This is a genomic window from Streptomyces sp. NPDC052040, from assembly GCF_044548405.1.
Classification (GTDB): Bacteria; Actinomycetota; Actinomycetes; order Streptomycetales; family Streptomycetaceae; genus Streptomyces.
This window is the reverse complement of record NZ_JBIUBV010000008.1, coordinates 23998-42177: the sequence shown is the minus strand read 5'-3', so window position 1 is coordinate 42177 and position 18180 is coordinate 23998. Positions and strand designations below refer to the sequence as shown.

The 18180-nt window shown below is 72.6% G+C and carries 15 protein-coding genes; 9 read left to right on the top strand and 6 right to left on the bottom strand.

Going from position 1 to position 18180, the window contains the following annotated elements:
• The first annotated feature begins 6 nt into the window (after positions 1-6).
• The 3 genes from ACIHAA_RS17905 (at position 7) to ACIHAA_RS17895 (ending at position 2662) form a co-directional block, all read left to right on the top strand.
• A complete protein-coding gene (locus tag ACIHAA_RS17905; protein WP_399818556.1) occupies positions 7-1638 on the top strand; it encodes an amidohydrolase in 1632 nt (543 codons plus the stop codon).
• A 104-nt stretch (positions 1639-1742) separates the two neighbouring features.
• On the top strand, positions 1743-2105 hold the full coding sequence (locus ACIHAA_RS17900; RefSeq protein WP_399818554.1) for a DUF1304 domain-containing protein: 363 nt from the start codon (positions 1743-1745) through the stop codon (positions 2103-2105).
• Positions 2102-2662, top strand: coding sequence for a TetR/AcrR family transcriptional regulator (locus ACIHAA_RS17895; protein WP_399818107.1), 561 nt, complete (start codon positions 2102-2104; stop codon positions 2660-2662). The genes ACIHAA_RS17900 and ACIHAA_RS17895 overlap by 4 nt, the downstream gene beginning before the upstream one ends.
• Positions 2663-2675: 13 nt before the next feature.
• Here ACIHAA_RS17895 and ACIHAA_RS17890 read toward each other — a convergent pair whose 3' ends face one another.
• Positions 2676-3623 (bottom strand): GlxA family transcriptional regulator, encoded by a 948-nt coding sequence (locus ACIHAA_RS17890; protein ID WP_399818105.1) that lies wholly within the window; start codon positions 3621-3623, stop codon positions 2676-2678.
• Positions 3624-3693: 70 nt separating this feature from the next.
• On the opposite strand from ACIHAA_RS17890, the gene ACIHAA_RS17885 reads away from it, so the two are divergent.
• Positions 3694-4644: an NADP-dependent oxidoreductase gene (locus tag ACIHAA_RS17885; RefSeq protein WP_399818104.1), complete on the top strand. Its 951-nt coding sequence runs from the start codon at positions 3694-3696 to the stop codon at positions 4642-4644.
• Between the two features lie 135 nt (positions 4645-4779).
• On the opposite strand, the gene ACIHAA_RS17880 is transcribed toward ACIHAA_RS17885, so the two are convergent.
• Positions 4780-6984, bottom strand: coding sequence for a DUF1996 domain-containing protein (locus ACIHAA_RS17880; RefSeq protein WP_399818102.1), 2205 nt, complete (start codon positions 6982-6984; stop codon positions 4780-4782).
• 212 nt (positions 6985-7196) lie between these two features.
• Between ACIHAA_RS17880 and ACIHAA_RS17875 the strand changes: the two genes are divergently transcribed.
• The 3 genes from ACIHAA_RS17875 (at position 7197) to ACIHAA_RS17865 (ending at position 10057) form a co-directional block, all read left to right on the top strand.
• Positions 7197-7877 (top strand): DUF4230 domain-containing protein, encoded by a 681-nt coding sequence (locus ACIHAA_RS17875; protein WP_399818101.1) that lies wholly within the window; start codon positions 7197-7199, stop codon positions 7875-7877.
• Between the two features lie 94 nt (positions 7878-7971).
• Positions 7972-8514, top strand: a complete 543-nt coding sequence (locus ACIHAA_RS17870) for a VanZ family protein (protein ID WP_399818099.1) — start codon at positions 7972-7974, stop codon at positions 8512-8514.
• 286 nt (positions 8515-8800) lie between these two features.
• Positions 8801-10057 carry a ricin-type beta-trefoil lectin domain protein gene (locus ACIHAA_RS17865; protein ID WP_399818097.1) on the top strand — a complete coding sequence of 419 codons (1257 nt, stop codon included), beginning with the start codon at positions 8801-8803 and terminating at the stop codon, positions 10055-10057.
• Positions 10058-10192: 135 nt separating this feature from the next.
• Here the strand turns inward: ACIHAA_RS17865 and ACIHAA_RS17860 are convergent, their stop codons facing one another.
• On the bottom strand, positions 10193-10435 hold the full coding sequence (locus ACIHAA_RS17860; RefSeq protein WP_399818095.1) for a hypothetical protein: 243 nt from the start codon (positions 10433-10435) through the stop codon (positions 10193-10195).
• A gap of 121 nt (positions 10436-10556) precedes the next feature.
• On the opposite strand from ACIHAA_RS17860, the gene ACIHAA_RS17855 reads away from it, so the two are divergent.
• Positions 10557-11585: a PHP domain-containing protein gene (locus ACIHAA_RS17855; protein ID WP_399818093.1), complete on the top strand. Its 1029-nt coding sequence runs from the start codon at positions 10557-10559 to the stop codon at positions 11583-11585.
• Between the two features lie 348 nt (positions 11586-11933).
• On the top strand, positions 11934-12902 hold the full coding sequence (locus ACIHAA_RS17850; RefSeq protein WP_399818091.1) for an SDR family NAD(P)-dependent oxidoreductase: 969 nt from the start codon (positions 11934-11936) through the stop codon (positions 12900-12902).
• A 171-nt stretch (positions 12903-13073) separates the two neighbouring features.
• On the opposite strand, the gene ACIHAA_RS17845 is transcribed toward ACIHAA_RS17850, so the two are convergent.
• The 3 genes from ACIHAA_RS17845 to ACIHAA_RS17835 all read right to left on the bottom strand — a co-directional run bounded on the left by ACIHAA_RS17845 (position 13074) and on the right by ACIHAA_RS17835 (position 18079).
• On the bottom strand, positions 13074-13334 hold the full coding sequence (locus tag ACIHAA_RS17845; protein ID WP_399818089.1) for a hypothetical protein: 261 nt from the start codon (positions 13332-13334) through the stop codon (positions 13074-13076).
• Positions 13335-13487: 153 nt separating this feature from the next.
• A complete protein-coding gene (locus ACIHAA_RS17840) occupies positions 13488-14777 on the bottom strand; it encodes an ROK family protein (protein WP_399818086.1) in 1290 nt (429 codons plus the stop codon).
• A 134-nt stretch (positions 14778-14911) separates the two neighbouring features.
• The gene (locus ACIHAA_RS17835) at positions 14912-18079 is read right to left on the bottom strand and encodes a cytochrome P450 (protein ID WP_399818084.1); all 3168 of its coding nucleotides are present in this window, start codon (positions 18077-18079) and stop codon (positions 14912-14914) included.
• Positions 18080-18180 lie beyond the last annotated feature (101 nt).

The following is an 18180-nucleotide window of genomic DNA, read 5'->3' as shown; positions in this document are numbered from 1 at the left end:
AACACCATGCAGGCCGATCTCCTCTTCACCGGCGGTCCCGTCCTCACCCCGGACGGTCCCCGCACCACCTCGGTCGCGGTCGTGGGTGACCGGATCACCGCTGTCGGCGACGGCGCGGCCCGCGAACTGGCCGGTCCGCGGACCGAGGTGGTCCCCCTGGCGGGTCGGCTGCTGCTGCCGGGCTTCCAGGACGCGCATGTCCACCCGATCGCCGCCGGACTCGAACTCGCCCAGTGCGATCTGACCGGCGCCCGGACCGCCGAGGCGACCCTCGCCGTCGTCCGCGCCTACGCACAGGCGCACCCGGAGCGGGAGTGGATCACCGGTGGCGGCTGGTCCCTGGAGGCCTTCGAGGGCGGGGCGCCGACGAAGGAGCTGCTGGACGCGGTGGTCCCGGACCGGCCGGTCTATCTGCCCAATCGTGACCATCACGGTGCCTGGGTGAACAGCCGGGCCCTCCGGCTCGCGGGCATCACCCGGGACACCCCCGACCCGGCGGACGGACGCTTCGAGCGCGACGCCTCCGGGGAGCCCACGGGCATGCTCCAGGAGGGAGCCATGCACCGGGTCGGCCGGCTCGCGCCCGCGGCCACGGCCGCCGACCGGCTCGCCGCGCTGCTGCACGCCCAGCGCCATCTGCACGCGCTGGGTGTCACGGCCTGGCAGGACGCGCTGGTCGGGGAGTTCCTGGGGATGGACGATCCGTCGGACGCGTATCTGACGGCGGCCCGCGACGGTTCGCTGACCGCGCGGGTGGTGGGCGCCCTGTGGTGGGACCGCGAGCGCGGCGCCGAGCAGATCCCCGAACTCGTGGAGTGCCGTGCGGCGTTGAGCCGGGGCCGGTTCCGGGCGGGCAGCGTCAAGCTGATGCTGGACGGGATCGCCGAGACCGGTACGGCAGCGCTGCTGGACCCGTACCTCGACCGGTGCGGCTGCCCCACCGGGTCCCACGGCACCAGCTTCCTGGACCCGGCCGCCCTTCCGTCCCAGGTGACCGAGCTGGACGCGCTCGGCTTCCAGTGCCACTTCCACGCACTGGGCGACCGTGCGGTGCGCGACGCGCTGGACGCCGTGGCGGCGGCCCGCCGCACCAACGGGCCGAGCGACACCCGGCCGCAGCTGGCCCATCTCCAGATCGTGCACCCGGACGACGTCCCCCGCTTCGCCCGGCTCGGCGCAACAGCGAACATCCAGCCGTTGTGGGCCGCCCACGAGCCGCAGATGGACGAGCTGACCATCCCCTTCCTCGGACCCGAACGGGCCGCCCGGCAGTATCCGTTCGGCGCGCTGCTGCGGTCCGGGGCGATGCTCGCGGCAGGCAGCGACTGGCCGGTCAGCAGCCCCGATCCGCTGGAGGGGATCCATGTCGCGGTGAACCGGGTCCTGCCGGGCGGCACCGGGCCGGTGTTCCTGCCCGCGGAGCGCATCGGCCTCACGGCGGCCCTGACGGCGTACACGGCGGGATCGGCGTACGCGAACCACCTCGACGAGACCGGCGCGGTACGCCCCGGGACCCTGGCGGACCTGGTGGTACTCGACCGCGACCCCTACGCGGGCCCGCCCGAGGCGATCGGCGGCACGGGCGTGGCGCTGACCTATGTCGGAGGCGAACGTGTCTTCGCGGCACCGGACGCCTAGCCGATCGATCCATGCGGTGGACTTCCGAGACACCTGTCCAGTTATAGTGGACACCTGTCCAGGTTCAGGGGTTCTCACATGTCTCAGGGGTGGGCCGACCGATGATGGAGATTGCGGCGAAAGTGCTGGTGGGGCTGGTGGCCCTGCTCCATGCGTACATCCTGGTGCTGGAGATGTTCCTCTGGGAACGCAAGCCGGGCCGGGGACTGCACGGGCTGTCGCCCGAGATGGCCCGCGCCACCGCGCCGCTGGCCGCCAACCAGGGGCTGTACAACGGATTTCTGGCGGCCGGTCTGGTGTGGGGGCTGCTCGCCGCCGATCCGACCGGCTTCCGGGTGCGTGTCTTCTTCCTGGTCTGCGTGGTGATCGCGGGCCTCTACGGGGCGGCCACCGCCAACCGGCGGATCCTGGTCGCCCAGGCGCTGCCCGGCGCACTCGCCCTGGCCGCCGTACTGGTGGCGCGATGACCGCGGAGGCGGCGGACCCCCGGGCCTCCCGCACCCGTGCCCGGCTGCGGGAGGCCCTGCTGCGCGAGTGCGCCGAACGCCCCCTGGAGGAGATCGGCGTCGCGGCACTGGTGCGCCGTGCGGGGGTCGGGCGCGCCACCTTCTATGTGCACTACGCGGATCTGGAGGCGCTGGCGGTCGACGCCTGCGCCGATGTCGTACGCGCGGCGGTGGACGCGCTGCACGCCTGGCGCGGCACTCCGGACCCGGTGCACGCCCCGGCGGCGCTGCACGACTTCTTCACCGGGCTCGCCCCGCACACCGCGCTCTACCGGGCGCTGCTCACCCCGGGCGGCGGCGGACCGCTCGGCCGGGTCCTGCACCGGGACCTGCGCGCCCGCAGCCTCGCGGAACGGGAACTCGCGGGCGCGGCGGACGCGCCCCTGGTGGCGTCCGCCGTGGCCGCGGCCTTCGCCGGCGTACTGGCGGACTGGCTGCACGGTCTCATCGAGGCGACACCACGTCAGATCGCCGACCAGTGCTGGCAGTTGCTGGTCGCCCTGCACCGCAGCCGGTGACCGGACTCCTGCGTCAGTGGGCCGCCTGGAAGGTGCGCCGGTAGGCCACCGGTGTCACACCGATCGCCGCGTGCAGATGCTGCCGCAGCGAGGCGCCGGTGGCGAAACCGACCTCGCCCGCGATCTGGTCCACCGACAGATCGGTGGACTCCAGCAGATGACGGGCACGGACGACCCGCTGCTGAATGAGCCAGCGGCCCGGGCTCATGCCCACCTCCTCCTGGAAGCGGCGGGCGAAGGTGCGCAGGCTCATCCCGGCGTGGCGGGCGAGATCGGCCAGCGCCAGGGACTCATCGAGGTGTTCGAGGGCCCAGGCGCGGGCACCGGCGGTGCCCGCCGCTCCGCGCGGGGGGACGGGCTGCTCGATGTACTGCGCCTGGCCGCCGTCCCGGAACGGCGGCACCACACACCGGCGGGCCACCGCATTGGCCACCTCGCTGCCGTGGTCCGAGCGCACGATGTGCAGACAGACATCGACCCCGGAGGCTGCCCCGGCGGAGGTGAGCACCCGCCCGTCGTCGACGAAGAGGACATCGGGGTCGAGTTCCACCTGCGGGAACATCTCGCGGAACTGGTCGACGACCTGCCAGTGGGTGGTCGCCTTCCGCCCGTCGAGCAGTCCGGCCGCCGCGAGGACGAAGGCTGCCGTGCAGATGGAGACGATCCGGGCGTCGGGACGGATGTACCCGAGGGCGGCCGCGACCTCCTCGGGAAGCTCCGGGGTCAGGGCGGAGGGCGTGACGGAGGCGACCACCACCGTGTCGGCCGTGGCCAGGATCTCCGCTCCGTGCTCCACGGCGATGGAGAAGTCCGCGTTGCTGCGCACCGGCCGTCCGTCCACCGAACAGGTCAGCACCTCGTACCGGCCCTCGGCCGCGCCGAAGATCCGGCTGGGGATGCCCAGCTCGAAGGGATAGACGCCGTCCAGCGCCAGGACCACGATCCGTTCCGTATGCCGCATGGCACGATCTTATCGAAGGATGGCCATCATGCCATTTCCTCGTCGTCCGGATCACGGCAGGCTGGACGGCATGAGCACAGAGAACACCATGCGCGCCATTCGTCAGGACGTCCTCGGCGGTCCCGAGGTCCTTCAGGAAGTACGGCTGGAGCGCCCCTCCCCGCGACCCAACGAGGTACTGGTCCGCGTACACGCGGCCGGACTCAACCCGACCGACTGGAAGCACCGCGCCAACGGCGGTTTCCTCGGCAAGCCGCCGTTCGTCCTCGGCTGGGACCTCTCCGGCGTGATCGAGGAGACCGGCATCGGAGTCGCCCTCTTCAAGGCCGGTGACGAGGTCTTCGGGATGCTGCCGTACCCCTTCGGCCACGGGTCGCACGCCGAGTACGTGACCGTCCCGGCCCATGCCCTCACCCGCAAGCCGTCGGTGATCGACCACACCCAGGCCGGTGCCCTGCCGCTGGTCTCGCTGACCTCCTGGCAGGCCCTGGTGGACACGGCGGACCTCCAGCCGGGCCAGCGGGTGCTGATCCACGCGGCCGCGGGCGGGGTCGGGCATGCGGCGGTGCAGATCGCCAAGGCGCGGGGCGCGTATGTCATCGGAACGGCCAGCGCGGGCAAGCACGACTTTGTGCGCGGACTCGGCGCGGACGAGGTGATCGACTACCGGGAGACGGACTTCACCGAGGCGGTACGGGACGTGGATGTGGTCCTGGACACGGTCGGCGGCGACTACACCCGGCGTTCGCTGAGCGTGCTGCGCCCGGGCGGCATCCTGGTCACCATCCTGCCGCGGGGATCGAAGGAACTTCCCCTGGAGGCCGAGAAGCTCGGGGTCCGCGCCACCGAGATGCTGGTCGACGCCGACCACCACGGGATGACGGCCGTGGCCCGTCTTGTCGAGGAGGGCAAGCTGCGGCCGACGATCGCCGGGGCCTTCCCGCTGGCCGAGGCGGCCAAGGCGCATGAGATCGGCGACGCGGGCCGGACCACGGGCAAGCTGGTGCTGGTGATGGACTGACGGACGGTCGCACTCCGGCCGCCGGGCTCGACACCGTCCCGACGGGGTGCTGGCGGGACCCGACGAGTCCCAACGCATGGAGGCGGCGGACCTGCCGGGCAGGTCCGCCGCCTCCATGGGTGGGCGCGGGTGGGATCAGAAGGACCTGCGTCCCCTGCGGCGCAGCAGTACCAGGCCCGCGATCACCAGGACCGATCCGGCCGCGGCCGGCCACAGATGGGCGCCGGTCTCGGCCAGTCCGCCGGTGGCCGCCTGGGCCTGGGGCTGCGGCACCTGGGGCACGGTGGCCGGAGCGGCAGCGCCCGCTGCGGACGGTGCCGCGGGCTGCGCGGCACCGGTCCCGCTGCCACTGCCGTCCGAGCCGCTCGCGGGCGCGGCGGAGGAGTCACCGCGCGCCGGGGAGGACGACGCGAACACCCTCGGCGCGGCACCGCTGCCGCCGCCCGAGCCGGTGCCGCTGCCCTTGCTGTTGTTGCTGTTGCTGTTGCTGTTGCTGTTGCTGTTGCTGTTGCCGGAAGCCTCCGTCGCAGCGGACGTCGGCGGTGCCGTGTGGCCGCCGTCGGAGGCGGAGTTGTCGCCGGTCGCGGATCCCGAACCCTGGTCACCGCCGCCGGAAGCACCCGACCCGGAGTTCTGGTCCGACCCGCCGCCCGTCGAAGAGCCCGCACCGGCACCCGGCTCGCCGGTGGGCGGGGTGGCCGGGGCGGTGGCCGTGTCCCCGCCGGACGAGGAGCCCTGGCCCGAACCGGAGGTGCCGCCGGAGGTCGGGGCGGGAGACGGTGACGAGGTGCCCTGCGACGGGTCGCCCGCGTCGCCGCCGCACCGGTGGCCACTGTTGATGCAGTCGACCACCTGGCCCATCAGCCCGTCGGTCATGACGTTGATGAAGTCGTCGTGGTCGGTGATCGCCTTGTGCAGCTGCTCGGGGAAGCCGTCCACCGCGTAGGGGTTCTTGACCTGGCCGTTCTCGACCACCGGCGGCGGTACGTCGTAGACCAGACGCATCGTCAGCTGCGGGATCGCCTTGAAGCCGTTCTGGCAGTTGCCGCTCGCGTCGGCGAAGGCCACATGGGTGCGGTGGTTGGCGCTGTCGATGTTCTGGCCGTCCCAGCAGCTCTGGAAGGCGAAGGTGCGCACCACGCTGCTGCCGGAGGGGCAGATCGGGTACTTGTCGGTCAGCTGGCGGTCCTCGAAGCCCGTGCAGCTCCAGTGGGCGTTGGCGTTGGCCGGGCCGTTGGTGAACGCCTTGGCGTCACCGGTGATGATCCGCAGGAACCGGGGCATCGCGACGACTTTGCCCGTCGGGCTGCCGACGAAGGTGATCCGGGCCTGCTTGGCCACCAGGATCCGGCCGACGTTGCCTTCCTTTCCGCCGCCGTCGTTGTTCTGGTCGAAGTCCTGGGTGCCGTCCTGCACCCGGAGCACCGGCCAGTAGTACGACGACTTGTCCTGCTGGTTCTCGCAGCTCGTCTGGGCCGCGGCGAAGGTGTCGTTGGTGGCGAAGGCGTCGTTCGACTGATTGCCGACGTAGTCGTGCAGATGGTGGGCGCCGTTCTTGACGCCCGGCGCCACGATCACATTGTCCGTGTTGTGATCGCCGTTGGCATTGACACCGCACTTGGTCTCGAACGAACCGGTCGAGGCCCCGGCCTGCCGGGCGGGCGCGGCGGCGTTCGGCTGCACGGCCCGGATGTCCTCGAAGTCCGAGGCGACGGGACCGGCGGCGGTCCCCGGTGCGGGACTCTGCTGCTGACCGCTCTGGCCGTTGCCGTTCTGCCCGCTGCCGTTCTGGCCGCCCGCGCTCTGCCCGGCACCGTTCTTGCCGCTTCCGCTCTGGCCGTCGGCCGGGGGCTGGCCCTGGTCGGCGGGGATCCCGGTGCAGGGGGCCATGCCGTCGATCGCGCCGGGGGCGGCGGCGCCGGAGCTGCGGTAGTCGTCCTTGATCCGGTCGATCACCGCGGCGCGCTTGTCCTTCAGCGGTCCGAGGATCGCGTTCTGGACATAGCTCCCGTCGTTCGCCTGCTCCTGGCGTGTCGAGCCCAGGCGGTCGTAGGCCTGGGTGATCTGCCGGTCGAGGGCGGCCAGTTCGCCGTCGACCCGCTGTCTCGCGCCACCGGGTATCCCGGTCAGCTGCTGGCCGATGTCGGGGCAGTCGAGAGTGACCGTGCGCGCCGCCAGGGTCTGGTCGCCGCCCTGTCCGGAGGTGCCGCCCCAGCCGCCCTCACTGGCCGAGGCGTAGACGTTCACGGCCACCAGCCCTCCTCCGCCCAGGATCAGCGCGACTGCGGCAAGGGTCGCGCGCCGTGCGCCGGTGGGGCGTCTGCGCGAATTGCGTCTCAAGGGAGTACTCCTCCACGTCAGGGCTGGCCGGGGACGGAAATCCCCCCACCCAGTACGCAGTTCGCCCCGCGAGTGTTCAAACGCCCCACGAATTCACAGCGTTCCCATGCCGTCACCGCGTGATGTGAAGTCGCCGGGACCGCAGTCTGCCGCTCCGTGTTCCGAGAGGGCATGTGGCGGGAAACCGGCGTGCAGAAGGGAGGACTGTCGAGATGACGACGTCCACGAAGCAGAGGCCCGAACCGGCCACCGTCCAGCGGCGGATGCCGGGCTGGGTCAAGGCGGTCATCGCCCTCGTGGTGGTGCTCGCGGTGCTTTTCGCCGGGCTGCGGCTGAGCGTACTGCCCGGCCTGCGCGACCTGTTCGGCCTCGACACACACGACCGTTCGGGGCCCGCGCTCCTCACCTCCATCCAGGACATGAGCCGTTACGAGGCCGCCTCGGGCAACTTCCAGGTGGTCGTGGACCTGGAGAAGGACTCGAAGTATCTGCCGTCCGCGATCCGCGGGACCCGCACGCTGTACGTGGGCGCGGGCACCGTCGACGCCTATGTCGACCTCGGCCGGGTGGGCCGACAGGACGTAACCGTCAACGGCGACCGCACGTCCGCTGCCCTTCGGCTGCCGCACGCGGTGCTGGGCAAGCCCGCGCTCGACGCCGACCGCTCCTACGCCGTGTCCAAGCAGCGGGGCCTGCTGGACCGTCTCGGCGACCTCTTCTCGGACAACCCCAACAGCGAACGTGCCGTGCAGAAGCTGGCGGTCCAGCACATCGGCGAGGCCGCGAAGGAGAGCGAACTGACCTCCCGCGCCGAGACGAACACCACCACCATGCTGGACGGTCTGCTGAAGTCCCTCGGCTTCAAGGACGTGAAGGTGTCCTACGGCACCTGAGTACCGAGTGTCATACGGCCGGGGCCCGGCATCAGCGGGCCCATCGGGGGTAGCAGGCTCTACCCAGGAAGAGGCTGTCGGTCGGGAGGGTGGGATGGCACGCACGGCGTTGGGCGCGCACACCGTGAGATTCGGTCGCCGCCGGACGGTTGAGGCACGACGGGAGCGGCGGCCGCTCCCGCTGCCCGTCCGGCTGCTGGTCATGACCCTCGCCTTTGTCGCGATGGTCGCGTTCGCCGCGGCACTGGCCCGGATGACGCTGGAGCCGTCACCCGCGTCACAGGCCCTGGTCCACAGCAATCTGCACCCGGGGCGTTCACTGCGCGCCTATCTGGACCAGCCCGCGACCCGGGACGCGGTCAAGCAGATCGGCGGCAACATCGTGCTCGGTGTGCCGTTCGGGGTCCTGCTGCCGGTGCTGGCGCCGGGCACCCGGGGTGTGCTGCGGGTGGGGCTCATCACCGCGGTGGTGATGCTGCTGGTCGAGCTGGCCCAGGGGGCGCTGATCACCGGCCGCGCGTTCGACATCGACGATGTCATCCTCAACACGACCGGTGCGCTGATCGGTTATCTGCTGCTCGGGCGGAGGCTGGGGCGGGCCGTGCACGCGCGGGCACCGCGCGCCGAGAAGGACTGAGCGGACCGCAGGGAGTACCGCGGGGAGTGGAGAGGCGGAGGTGCGCTCCGGGCGCGCCTCCGCTTCCGTATGTCCGCCCGCGAGCCCGCTCCTCCGACCACCGTCCGCCGACCACCGCCCTCCAACCACCGGTCCGTACCAAGTACTTGACGGTCCCTTAGTTCATCTCTTGAATCAAGAGTTGAATCGACTCCCCCACGGGTGCGCCCCGTCAGCTCCGGTCGCGTCACCCACCCCCACCAGTCGGCCCGCCCGTGGACGGGCCGCCGTACGGAAAGGGAGCGCCATGGACTCCCCACGCCTGCTCCGCAGATGCCTCCTCGCCGCGCTCTCCGCGGTGCTCGCCACGTCCGTCTTCACCCCCGCCGCCCACGGTGCCCCGCAAACCGCGAAGGCCCCGCTGGCAGCACAGTCCACCGTCTTCTCCGACACCTTCGACGGTCCCGCCGGTGCCGCCCCCGACTCCGCCAAGTGGCAGACGGAGACCGGCGACAACGTCAGCAACCACGAGCGGGAGTACTACACGCCGGGCAACAGGAACGCGGCGCTGGACGGCCAGGGACATCTGGTGATCACGGCCCGGCGCGAGAACCCGGCCAACTACCAGTGCTGGTACGGCACCTGCCAGTACACCTCGGCCCGGCTGAACACCTCCGGGAGGTTCACCGCGCAGTACGGCCGTGTCGAGGCGCGGATGAAGATTCCGCGGGGGCAGGGCATGTGGCCGGCCTTCTGGATGCTCGGCAATGACATCGGCCAGGTCGGCTGGCCCGGCAGCGGTGAGATCGACGTGATGGAGAACGTCGGCTTCGAGCCCGGGACCGTCCACGGCACCATCCACGGGCCCGGCTACTCGGGATCGGCTGGGATCGGCGCCCCCTACTCCCTGCCGAACGGCCAGGCGTTCGCGGACGCCTTCCACACCTTCGCCGTGGACTGGGCCCCCGACTCGATCAGCTGGTCCGTGGACGGCACGGTCTACCAGCGCCGCACCCCGGCCGATCTGGGCGGCAACACCTGGGTGTTCAACAAGCCGTTCTTCCTCATCCTCAATCTCGCGGTGGGCGGTTACTGGCCGGGCGACCCCGACGGCTCCACGGCCTTCCCGCAGCAGTTGGTCGTGGACTCGGTGAGCGTGACGACGGGCGACAGCCCCGGCGGCACCGGCTCCGCGATCACCGGACTCGCGGGCAAGTGCGTGGATGTGGCGGGCGCGAACCCCGCCAACGGCACCCCGGTCCAGCTCTACGACTGCAACGGCACGCCTGCCCAGAAGTGGACGGTGGCCTCGGACGGCACCCTGCGGGCGCTCGGCAAGTGCCTGGACGTGGTGGGCAACGGCACGGCGGACGGCTCCAAGGTCCAGCTGTGGGACTGCACCGGCGGCCCCAACCAGAAGTGGACGGTCACCGCGGCCCACGACATCGTGAACCCCCAGGCGAACAAGTGCCTGGACGTCACGGACAACAATCCGGCGAACAGCACCCGGTTGCAGATCTGGTCCTGCTCCGGCAACGCCAACCAGAAGTGGACGGTCGGCTGACCCTCGCGGGCCGTACGACGGAAGCCGGGACGGACTCCGGGGCGGGCGCCGGTGCGGTGCGCGGGTGCCCGCCCGCACGGAAAGCCCTCACGCACCGGACGGGTCCGGTGCCGTGCGGCGGCGCGGGACCCGCCGCTAGCGGCGGTGCAGGGTCCAGGTCAGCTTGTCGCCGCCCACCCACCGGACCACATCGGGGTCGTCGAGGTCGTGGACCGGGATTCCGGCCTCGGCGGCGACCGCCAGCACATCGGTGAGCGATCTCGCCTCGGCGACCATCTGGCCGTCGATCTCCACGATCCGGAACGGCGGGTTGCCCGGCTGGACGCCGAGCACCATGATCCGCGGATGGGAGATGTGGGGGCTCGCGATTTCGGTCATGCATAGATCGTAGAGCGCCCTCCCGGACGCAGCCCTTCGAGGGTTCCGCCGTACGCGCGGCGCGTGGCCGCCGTGCGCACGGGACCCGGGTGGGCAAGGCTGGGGGGGTGAGGAGGTGCCGATGGGCCCCGTCGCAGCGCTGGAGCGGATCGCCTTCCTGCTGGAGCGCGCCGGGGCGCCGACGTATCGGGTCAAGGCCTTCCGTACCGCTGCCGCCGTGCTCGACGCACTGCCCGAGGGTGAGATCGCCGAGCGGGCGGCAGCCGGGACGCTTCAGTCGCTGCGCGGGATCGGCCCCAAGACCGCCCAGGTGGTGCGGGAGGCGCTGGACGGCCGGGTCCCGGGCTATCTGGAGCAGTTGGAGCAGGAGGGCGAGGAGCCGCCGGTGCGGGGCGGCGAACGGCTGCGGGCGCTGCTGCGCGGCGACTGCCATCTGCACTCCGACTGGTCGGACGGCGGCAGCCCGATCGAGGTGATGGGCCGGACGGCCGCACAGCTCGGCCACGAGTGGGCGGTGCTCACCGACCACTCGCCGCGGCTCACCGTCGCACGCGGGCTGTCCGCCGAGCGGCTGCGGGAGCAGTTGGACGTGGTCGCCTCGCTCAACGAGCGGTGGGCGCCCTTCCGGCTGCTCACCGGTATCGAGTGCGACATCCTCGACGACGGCGCGCTGGACCAGGAGCCGGAGCTGCTGGACCGGCTGGACGTCGTGGTGGTGTCGGTGCACTCCAAACTGCGGATGGACGCCCGCTCGATGACCCGCCGGATGATCGCGGCCGTCCGCAATCCGCGGGCCGATGTGCTGGGGCACTGCACGGGGCGGCTGATCACCGGACGCGGGCGGCTCGAGTCGGAGTTCGACGCGGACGCGGTGTTCGCCGCCTGCGCCGAGTCCGGTACGGCGGTGGAGATCAACAGCAGGCCCGAGCGGCTGGACCCGCCGCGGCGGCTGCTGCGCCGGGCGGTGGAGGCGGGGGTGCTGTTCTCGGTCGACACCGACGCGCATGCGCCGGGTCAGCTCGACTGGCAGTCGTACGGCTGCGCCCGGGCCGAGGAGTGCGGGGTGCCCGCCGAGCGCGTGGTGACCACCTGGAGCGCGGACGAACTGCTGGCCTGGACCCGGGAGCGGACGGTGCCCGCACGGGTGTGACGGACACCGGGGCGGGGCAGCACCGACGACTGCGTGACGCAGATCACTCCGGGCGGGCCACTTTTCCGGAACACCAACCGGTAATTTCTCGTTGAACCACTCGTGGGAGCGAACGGGACTGTGTCCCCGGGCCTCATCTCACGCCCACAGGGACGATCGTCCGGCTGAAGCCCTGTGGAGCCTCTCGCCGAGAGGCGACCGCCGTTCGCGCCCACCACAGACGGCCCCGACCGCGATCCCCCCATCCGGTCGGGGCCCTTCTCTTCCCCGGGGCCCGGTGGGCACCGCGCCCGGCCGGGTTGACGCCGGGTTGACTTGGAGCGCGCTCCAATCCGTAGCGTGCGGAACATGAGCACTGCACAGCACAGAATCGGGTCGGGCTTCGGCGCCCGGAGCACCACGCAGGACGTCCTGAAGGGCATCGACCTCTCCGGCAGGATCGCGCTCGTGACCGGCGGCTACTCCGGGCTCGGCCTGGAGACCACGAAGGCCCTGGCCTCGGCGGGCGCCCGGGTCGTCGTCCCGGCCCGGCGCCGCGCCGCGGCCGAGGCCGCACTCGCGGGCCTCGACCGGGTGGAGGTGGACGAGCTGGACCTCGGCGACCTGGAGAGCGTACGGGCCTTCGCCGAGCGTTTCCTCGCCTCCGGCCGCACCCTCGACCTGGTGATCGGCAACGCCGCTGTGATGGCCTGTCCGGAGACCCGGGTGGGCCCCGGCTGGGAGGCTCAGTTCGCCACCAACCACCTGGGCCACTACGCGCTCGTCAACCGGCTGTGGCCGGCCATCGAGCCGGGCGGCGCGCGGGTCGTGTCCGTCTCGTCCGCGGGCCACCACCGCTCCCCGATCCGCTGGGAGGACCCGCACTGGACGCGGGACTACGACAAGTGGGCGGCGTACGGGCAGGCCAAGACGGCGAACGCCCTGTTCGCGGTGGAGCTGGACCGGCTCGGCCGGGAGCACGGGGTGCGCGCCTTCTCCCTGCACCCCGGCGGGATCCTCACTCCGTTGCAGCGGCACCTGACCCGGGCGGAGATGGTCGAGCGCGGCTGGGTCGACGAGACCGGCGCGCTGGTGGCCCCCGACGCCTTCAAGACCCCGGAGCAGGGCGCCGCGACCCAGGTGTGGGCCGCGACCTCCCCGCAGCTGACCGGCATGGGCGGGGTGTACTGCGAGGACTGCGACATCGCGGAGCCCGCGCCGGAGGACGGCAGGCTCGGCGGCGTCAAGGAGTGGGCGACGGACCCGGAGCAGGCCGCCCGGCTGTGGGCGCTGTCCGCGGAACTCACCGGCGTCGACGCCTTCGCGGCGCGCGCCTGAGCGGCCCGGGGGATCCGTGACCCGGGGCCGGCCGGTGTACGGCCGGCCCCGGTCCCCTCGCGGGCTCTTTTCACGGGTTCCTACGGTTCCTTGCGCGGGCTCTGCGCGGACGGCGGACGCGTTCCACGCGGAGGGGTCCGCGGGCTCGCCCTGGGCGTCCGCGGGCTCGGATCAGTCCGCGGGCTCGTCCGGGGCGGGGTGCTCGGGATGGACCGTGCCCCTGTTGGCGGCGCCGCGCCTGCCGGTGCCCGCCTCGTCCGTGTCGGGTACGTCGTCCGCGGTCCGGGCGGATTCCTCCCCGGTCCGGGGGCGCTCCTCCCGCCGGGTGCGGATGTCCCACGGGTCGTCGGTGGGGCGGGCCTGCTGGTCCGGCATGTCCCGCGGGATGGGGCGGGGCTTCTCGCCGGGACCCTCGTGCCGTTCTTCGGTCACGGCGCTACTCCGTTCCTTGCTCGTCCTTGCTCGGCGTGCGTGGTTCGGCCGGGCCGAGGGGACCCTCGAACGGAACGCGGGCCCCTTGCCGGGCGCTGCCCGGGTACCCCGGCGGGCACCGCCGGAAACGGGACTGCCGGTCGGCGGCGCCGGTCAGCGGGGTGCCCGCTCCTCCAGCGCGGTTTGCCAGGCGGGCAACCGGTCCTCGTGGGCGGGTTCGGCGCGCCGCCCGCCGCGGGCGAAGAAGTCCGCGAGCGGCAGGACGGCCGCCCCGACCGTGACCGCGTCCGGACCGAGCCTGCCCAGCTCGATGGAGACCCGATCGGCCGGATACCGCAGGGCGTAGGCCCTCGCGTGGCGGCGCACCGACGACAGGAAACGCGAGCCGAGTTGCAGCCCCGCCCAGCCGCCGATGAGGATCCGCTCGGGCTGGAAGAGGTTGATCAGATCGGACAGGCCCGCGCCCAGGTACTCGGCGGTCTCCTCCAGGACGGCGAGCGCCACCGGGTCGGCCGTGCCGCCCTCGGGCGGATAGGCGGCGGCCAGCAGGGCGGTCAGCGCCCTCTCCTCGTCGGCGTGCTCGGGCGGCCGGCCGCCCTGTTCCCGCCAGCGCTCGATGAGCGCCTCCGCGCCCGCGTACGCCTCCAGGCAGCCGAGGGCGCCGCACCGGCAGCGGCGGCCCCGCACCCGTACCGTCAGATGCCCCCACTCCACGGCCCGCCCGCTGCCCGCCTCCTCGGTGACCAGACAGGCCCCGACACCGGAGCCGAAGAGGACCACGACCGCGCTGTGGGCGCCGCGTCCGGCACCGAACCACATCTCGGCCTGACCGAGGGTCCTGGCGCCGTTGTCGATGAAGTAGGGGACGGTGTCCGGGAGATCGCACGTGTCGCGGAGCAGCGATTCCAACGGCACGGCGTCCCAGCCGATGGTCTGGCCGTGCACGACGGCCCCCCGGTCCGGGGTGCGGGCCACGATGCCGGGGACACCGATACCGACACCCAGGAGCCGTCCCGGAGCGAGACCTGCCGTGGCCAGCACCTGCGCGATGCCGTCACGGAGATGCCCTACGACCGTCTCGACGTCGTAGCGCTGGTGCTCCAACGGCCTGTCGGAGCGGGCGAGTTCGGTGAGGGCCAGGTCGAACAGCTCGACCCGGACCCGGGTTTCGCCGACGTCGACGCCGATCATGTGCCCGCTGGCGGGTGCCACCCGCAGCAGGGTGCGCGGGCGGCCGCCGTCGGAGTCGACGCTGCCGGCCTCCTCCACCAGTCCGTCCGCGACCAGTTCGGCGACCACATTGCTGATGGAGCCGGAACTCAGGCCGGTCGCCGGGCCCAGCTCGAAGCGGCTCAGCGGCCCGTCGAAGTAAAGCCGCCGCAGCACCTCGGCGCGATTGCCCCGGCGCAGGTCGCGTACCGTGCGCCCGTTCCGCCCCGTCATGCTGACTCCCTCCGGCCCTGCCCGGCCTGCACGATACCGTCGCGCCGTGCAGCGGGCGCGCCCAGGACACGATCTTAAATCAGGACCTAATTTAAGAGCTGACCCTGTGGGGGCGCCCACCGGGCGCGCGGGCGTCACCCGGCCGCGTACACGTCCTCGATGTAACGGCCCGCCGCGACCAGTTCGTCGAGCCAGCGCCCGGAGTCCTCGCCGGGGGCGCGTTCGGCGTACAGCGTCCGGAACGCCTCCCGCACACCGGGTGCCATACGGGAGCCGTCGCCGCACACATAGACCCGGGCCCCCTCGTCGAGCAGCCGCCAGACCTCGTCCGCCTCGGCGGCGATGCGGTGCTGTACGAAGGAGACACCGTCGACGGGCGCCGCGCTGAACGCGGGCCGCAGCGAGACGGCGCCGACGGCTTCGGCGGCCCGCAGCTCCTCGGCGTGCAGGAAGTCCGCGTCCGGCGCGTCGCAGCCGAAGTAGCAGAGGGCGGAGGGGAGTCGGGCACCCTTGTTCAGCGCCTGCACCCGGTCCGCGACGGCGCCGCGGAAGGGGGCGAGTCCGGTACCCGCGGCGATCATGATGGCCGGGGCCGAGTGGTCCACCCGGAAGGCGTCCCGGCAGGGCTGGACGCGCGCCAGGACGGTGTCGCCGCGCTGGACCGCCGCGAGATGACCGGAGCCGACACCCCGGTAGGTGCCGTTGCCGGACCGGGCCGGGGCCTGGAGCAGGGACACCATGAGGTCCACATGACCGGGGTCGGCCGCCGGGGACGAGGACACCGAGTAGTGCCGCGGGCGCAGCGGGGTGAACAGATCGAGCAGCGTCGGCCAGTCCAGGGCGCCGCGCAGCGCGGGATGGGCCTCGACGATCTCGACCAGGGTGCGCGGGTCGTCGGTGAGGGCGGCCAGGTGGGCACGTTCGGGCGGGCAGGGGTTGGCGGCGGCCAGCAGCGCCAGCTGGTCCGGCGTGGGGCGCTGCTGCAACTCGACGTGATGTGAGAGTAGTTGACGTACCGTCAAGGGGCGGTCGACGGCCAGGCCGCCCCGGCGTGGGCGGGCCGCGCGGATGTCCAGCACGGTGTCCGGGTCCACCCCGAGCGCTTCGGCCGCCCGCTCCACGAGTGCCTTGTCGTTGACGGGGAGCACGGTGACGTGGTCGCCGGTCCGGTAGGACGTCCCCGCGGGCAGCGCGAGGCGCACGAACCGCTTGAGGCGCGGATGGCCGGGGGCGGTGAGGTCATGGGCGTCGGTGACGGTCATCGGGACCAGGCCGTGCTGCTCGGCGAGCGCGTCGAGGGGCCCGCCGGTGAGGACCCGGACCTCATAGGCGTGGGCGGGTTCCTCCTCGGGGCCGGTGGTGGCGTCGGGGTCGCCGTAGCGCTCCAGGAGGGCGGTGCGCAGCCGTGCGGTGAAGGCGCGCACGGAGCCGCCGAGGTCTCCGGAGGCGTCGGCCGCGGTGCGCTCCAGCAGACGGGTGCCGCCGAGCCGGGCCAGGCGCTCGTCGATCCGGGCCGGGACGTGCTGGTAGGTGGCGGCCCAGTTGCGGTCGCCGACGCCGAGGACCGCGTAGGTGACGTCGGCCGCGGTCGAGGAGTCCTCGGACAGCCAGGCGGCGAAGGCGGTGGCGTCGTCGGTGGGCTGCCCGTTGTAGGACGCGGCGGTGATCACGACGGGGCGGTCGGCGGGGAGCCCGTCGGCGTAGGCGTCCAGGGGCGCGACCTCCGTGTCGCAGCCCAGTGCGGCTGCCTCGTCGGCGAGTTGCGCGGCGAAGGAGCGGCAGGTGCCGTAGTTGCTGCCGTGCAGGAAGAGGGCGCGGGTGCCGGGCCGCACCCGGGCGGGCAGGGCGGTGTCGGCCGGGGCTTCCGCGGCGGCCGGGAGGGCGCCGGGCAGGGGCTCGTGCTCCCGGTCCGCGGCGGTGCGCGGGGACAGGGTGAGGGTGAAGCCCTCGGGCTTGAGGGTGAGGGTCTCCTTGATCGTGAGCCGGTAGTCGGCATGGTCGTGGAGCCGGTAGCGGTGGACCAGCATCGCCAGCAGCATGGTCGCCTCGTGCAGCGCGAACTGCCGCCCGATGCAGGCGCGTTCACCGGTGCCGAAGGGCTTGAAGGCGTGCGGCGAGCGAGCCGCCTCCGCCTCGGGGGTGAAGCGGGAGGGGTCGAACAGCTCGGGGTTGTCGCCCCACAGCGGCTGCCGGTGCAGCATCGGGGTGAGCACGATGGCGGACTGTCCGGCGCGCAGCGGGATGCGGCCGCCGAGCAGGGTGTCCTCGCGGGCCTGGCGGCCGAACGCGGCGGCGGTCGGCCACAGCCGGAGTGCCTCGTTGAGCACCTGCCGGGTGTAGGAGAGCCTGCCGACCTCCTCGTAGGCGGGTGCGGGGTCGGGGGTGTCGCCCCACAGCGCGTCGGCCTCCCGCTGGACGAGATGCAGCACGGCGGGGTTCTTGACCAGGTAGTGGAGGGCGAAGGACATCGCGCCGGAGGTGGTCTCGTGCCCGGCGATCAGGAACGTGATCACCTGGTGGCGGATGTTCGCGGTGTCGAGGGCGGTGCCGTCGGCGGGGTGCCGGGCGGTGAGCATCAGACCCAGCAGGTCGTCGGCGTCGGCCCCTCCCCCGTCCGCCACCCGTGCGGAGATCACCTCGTCGACGACCTCCGCGAGATACGCGGCGTCCGCGCGGAAGGCCGCGTCCTCGTCGGCGGTGTCCTCGCCCGGGGTCCGGCCCAGCCGGGTCATGCTCCACTCCAGGCAGCGGACCATCGAGGCGACGAAGGGGTGCGGTTCGTCCCGGGTGAAGGAGCCGAAGTCGTAGCCGAACCCGGCGAGCCCGATGGTGTCCAGGGTCATGCGCGTCATGTCGTCGGCGACGTTCACCGCACGGCCCTCCCGGGCCGCGCGGTCCCAGCACTCCACGAGGCGGCGGGCGACCCGCACCATCACGGGGTGGTAGGCGCGCATCGACCCGAGGGCGAAGGCGGGCATCAGGATGTCGTGGGCCCTGGCCCAGTTGGGTTCGTCGTTGTACGCCGTGAAGAGGCCGTCCGCGGTGAGTTCGCGGACGTTCTCCAGGGCGGGCCCGACGGACTTGGCGAAGCGGGTCTCGTCGGCGAGGTCGGCGACCAGGCCGGGATCGCCCACGAACAGGGTGTCCAGCCCGTGCAGCCGACGGACGAACACCGGGCCGTGCCGGCGCATCAGCTCCATGCTCTGCTGGATGGGGTCGCGCCGCGGGCCGTCGCCGGAGACATCGACCACCGGGAGGCCGTGCTCGGTGCGGGGGGTGTGCGGGAGCGGGGTGGGGGCCATGGGCGACAACTTCCTTTCGCCGTACGGGACTGCTGCTCCCAGCGTGGGCCCGCGCTGCGGCCGGTCCGCGGCCCGACACTACACGAATATGCAGTGGAATC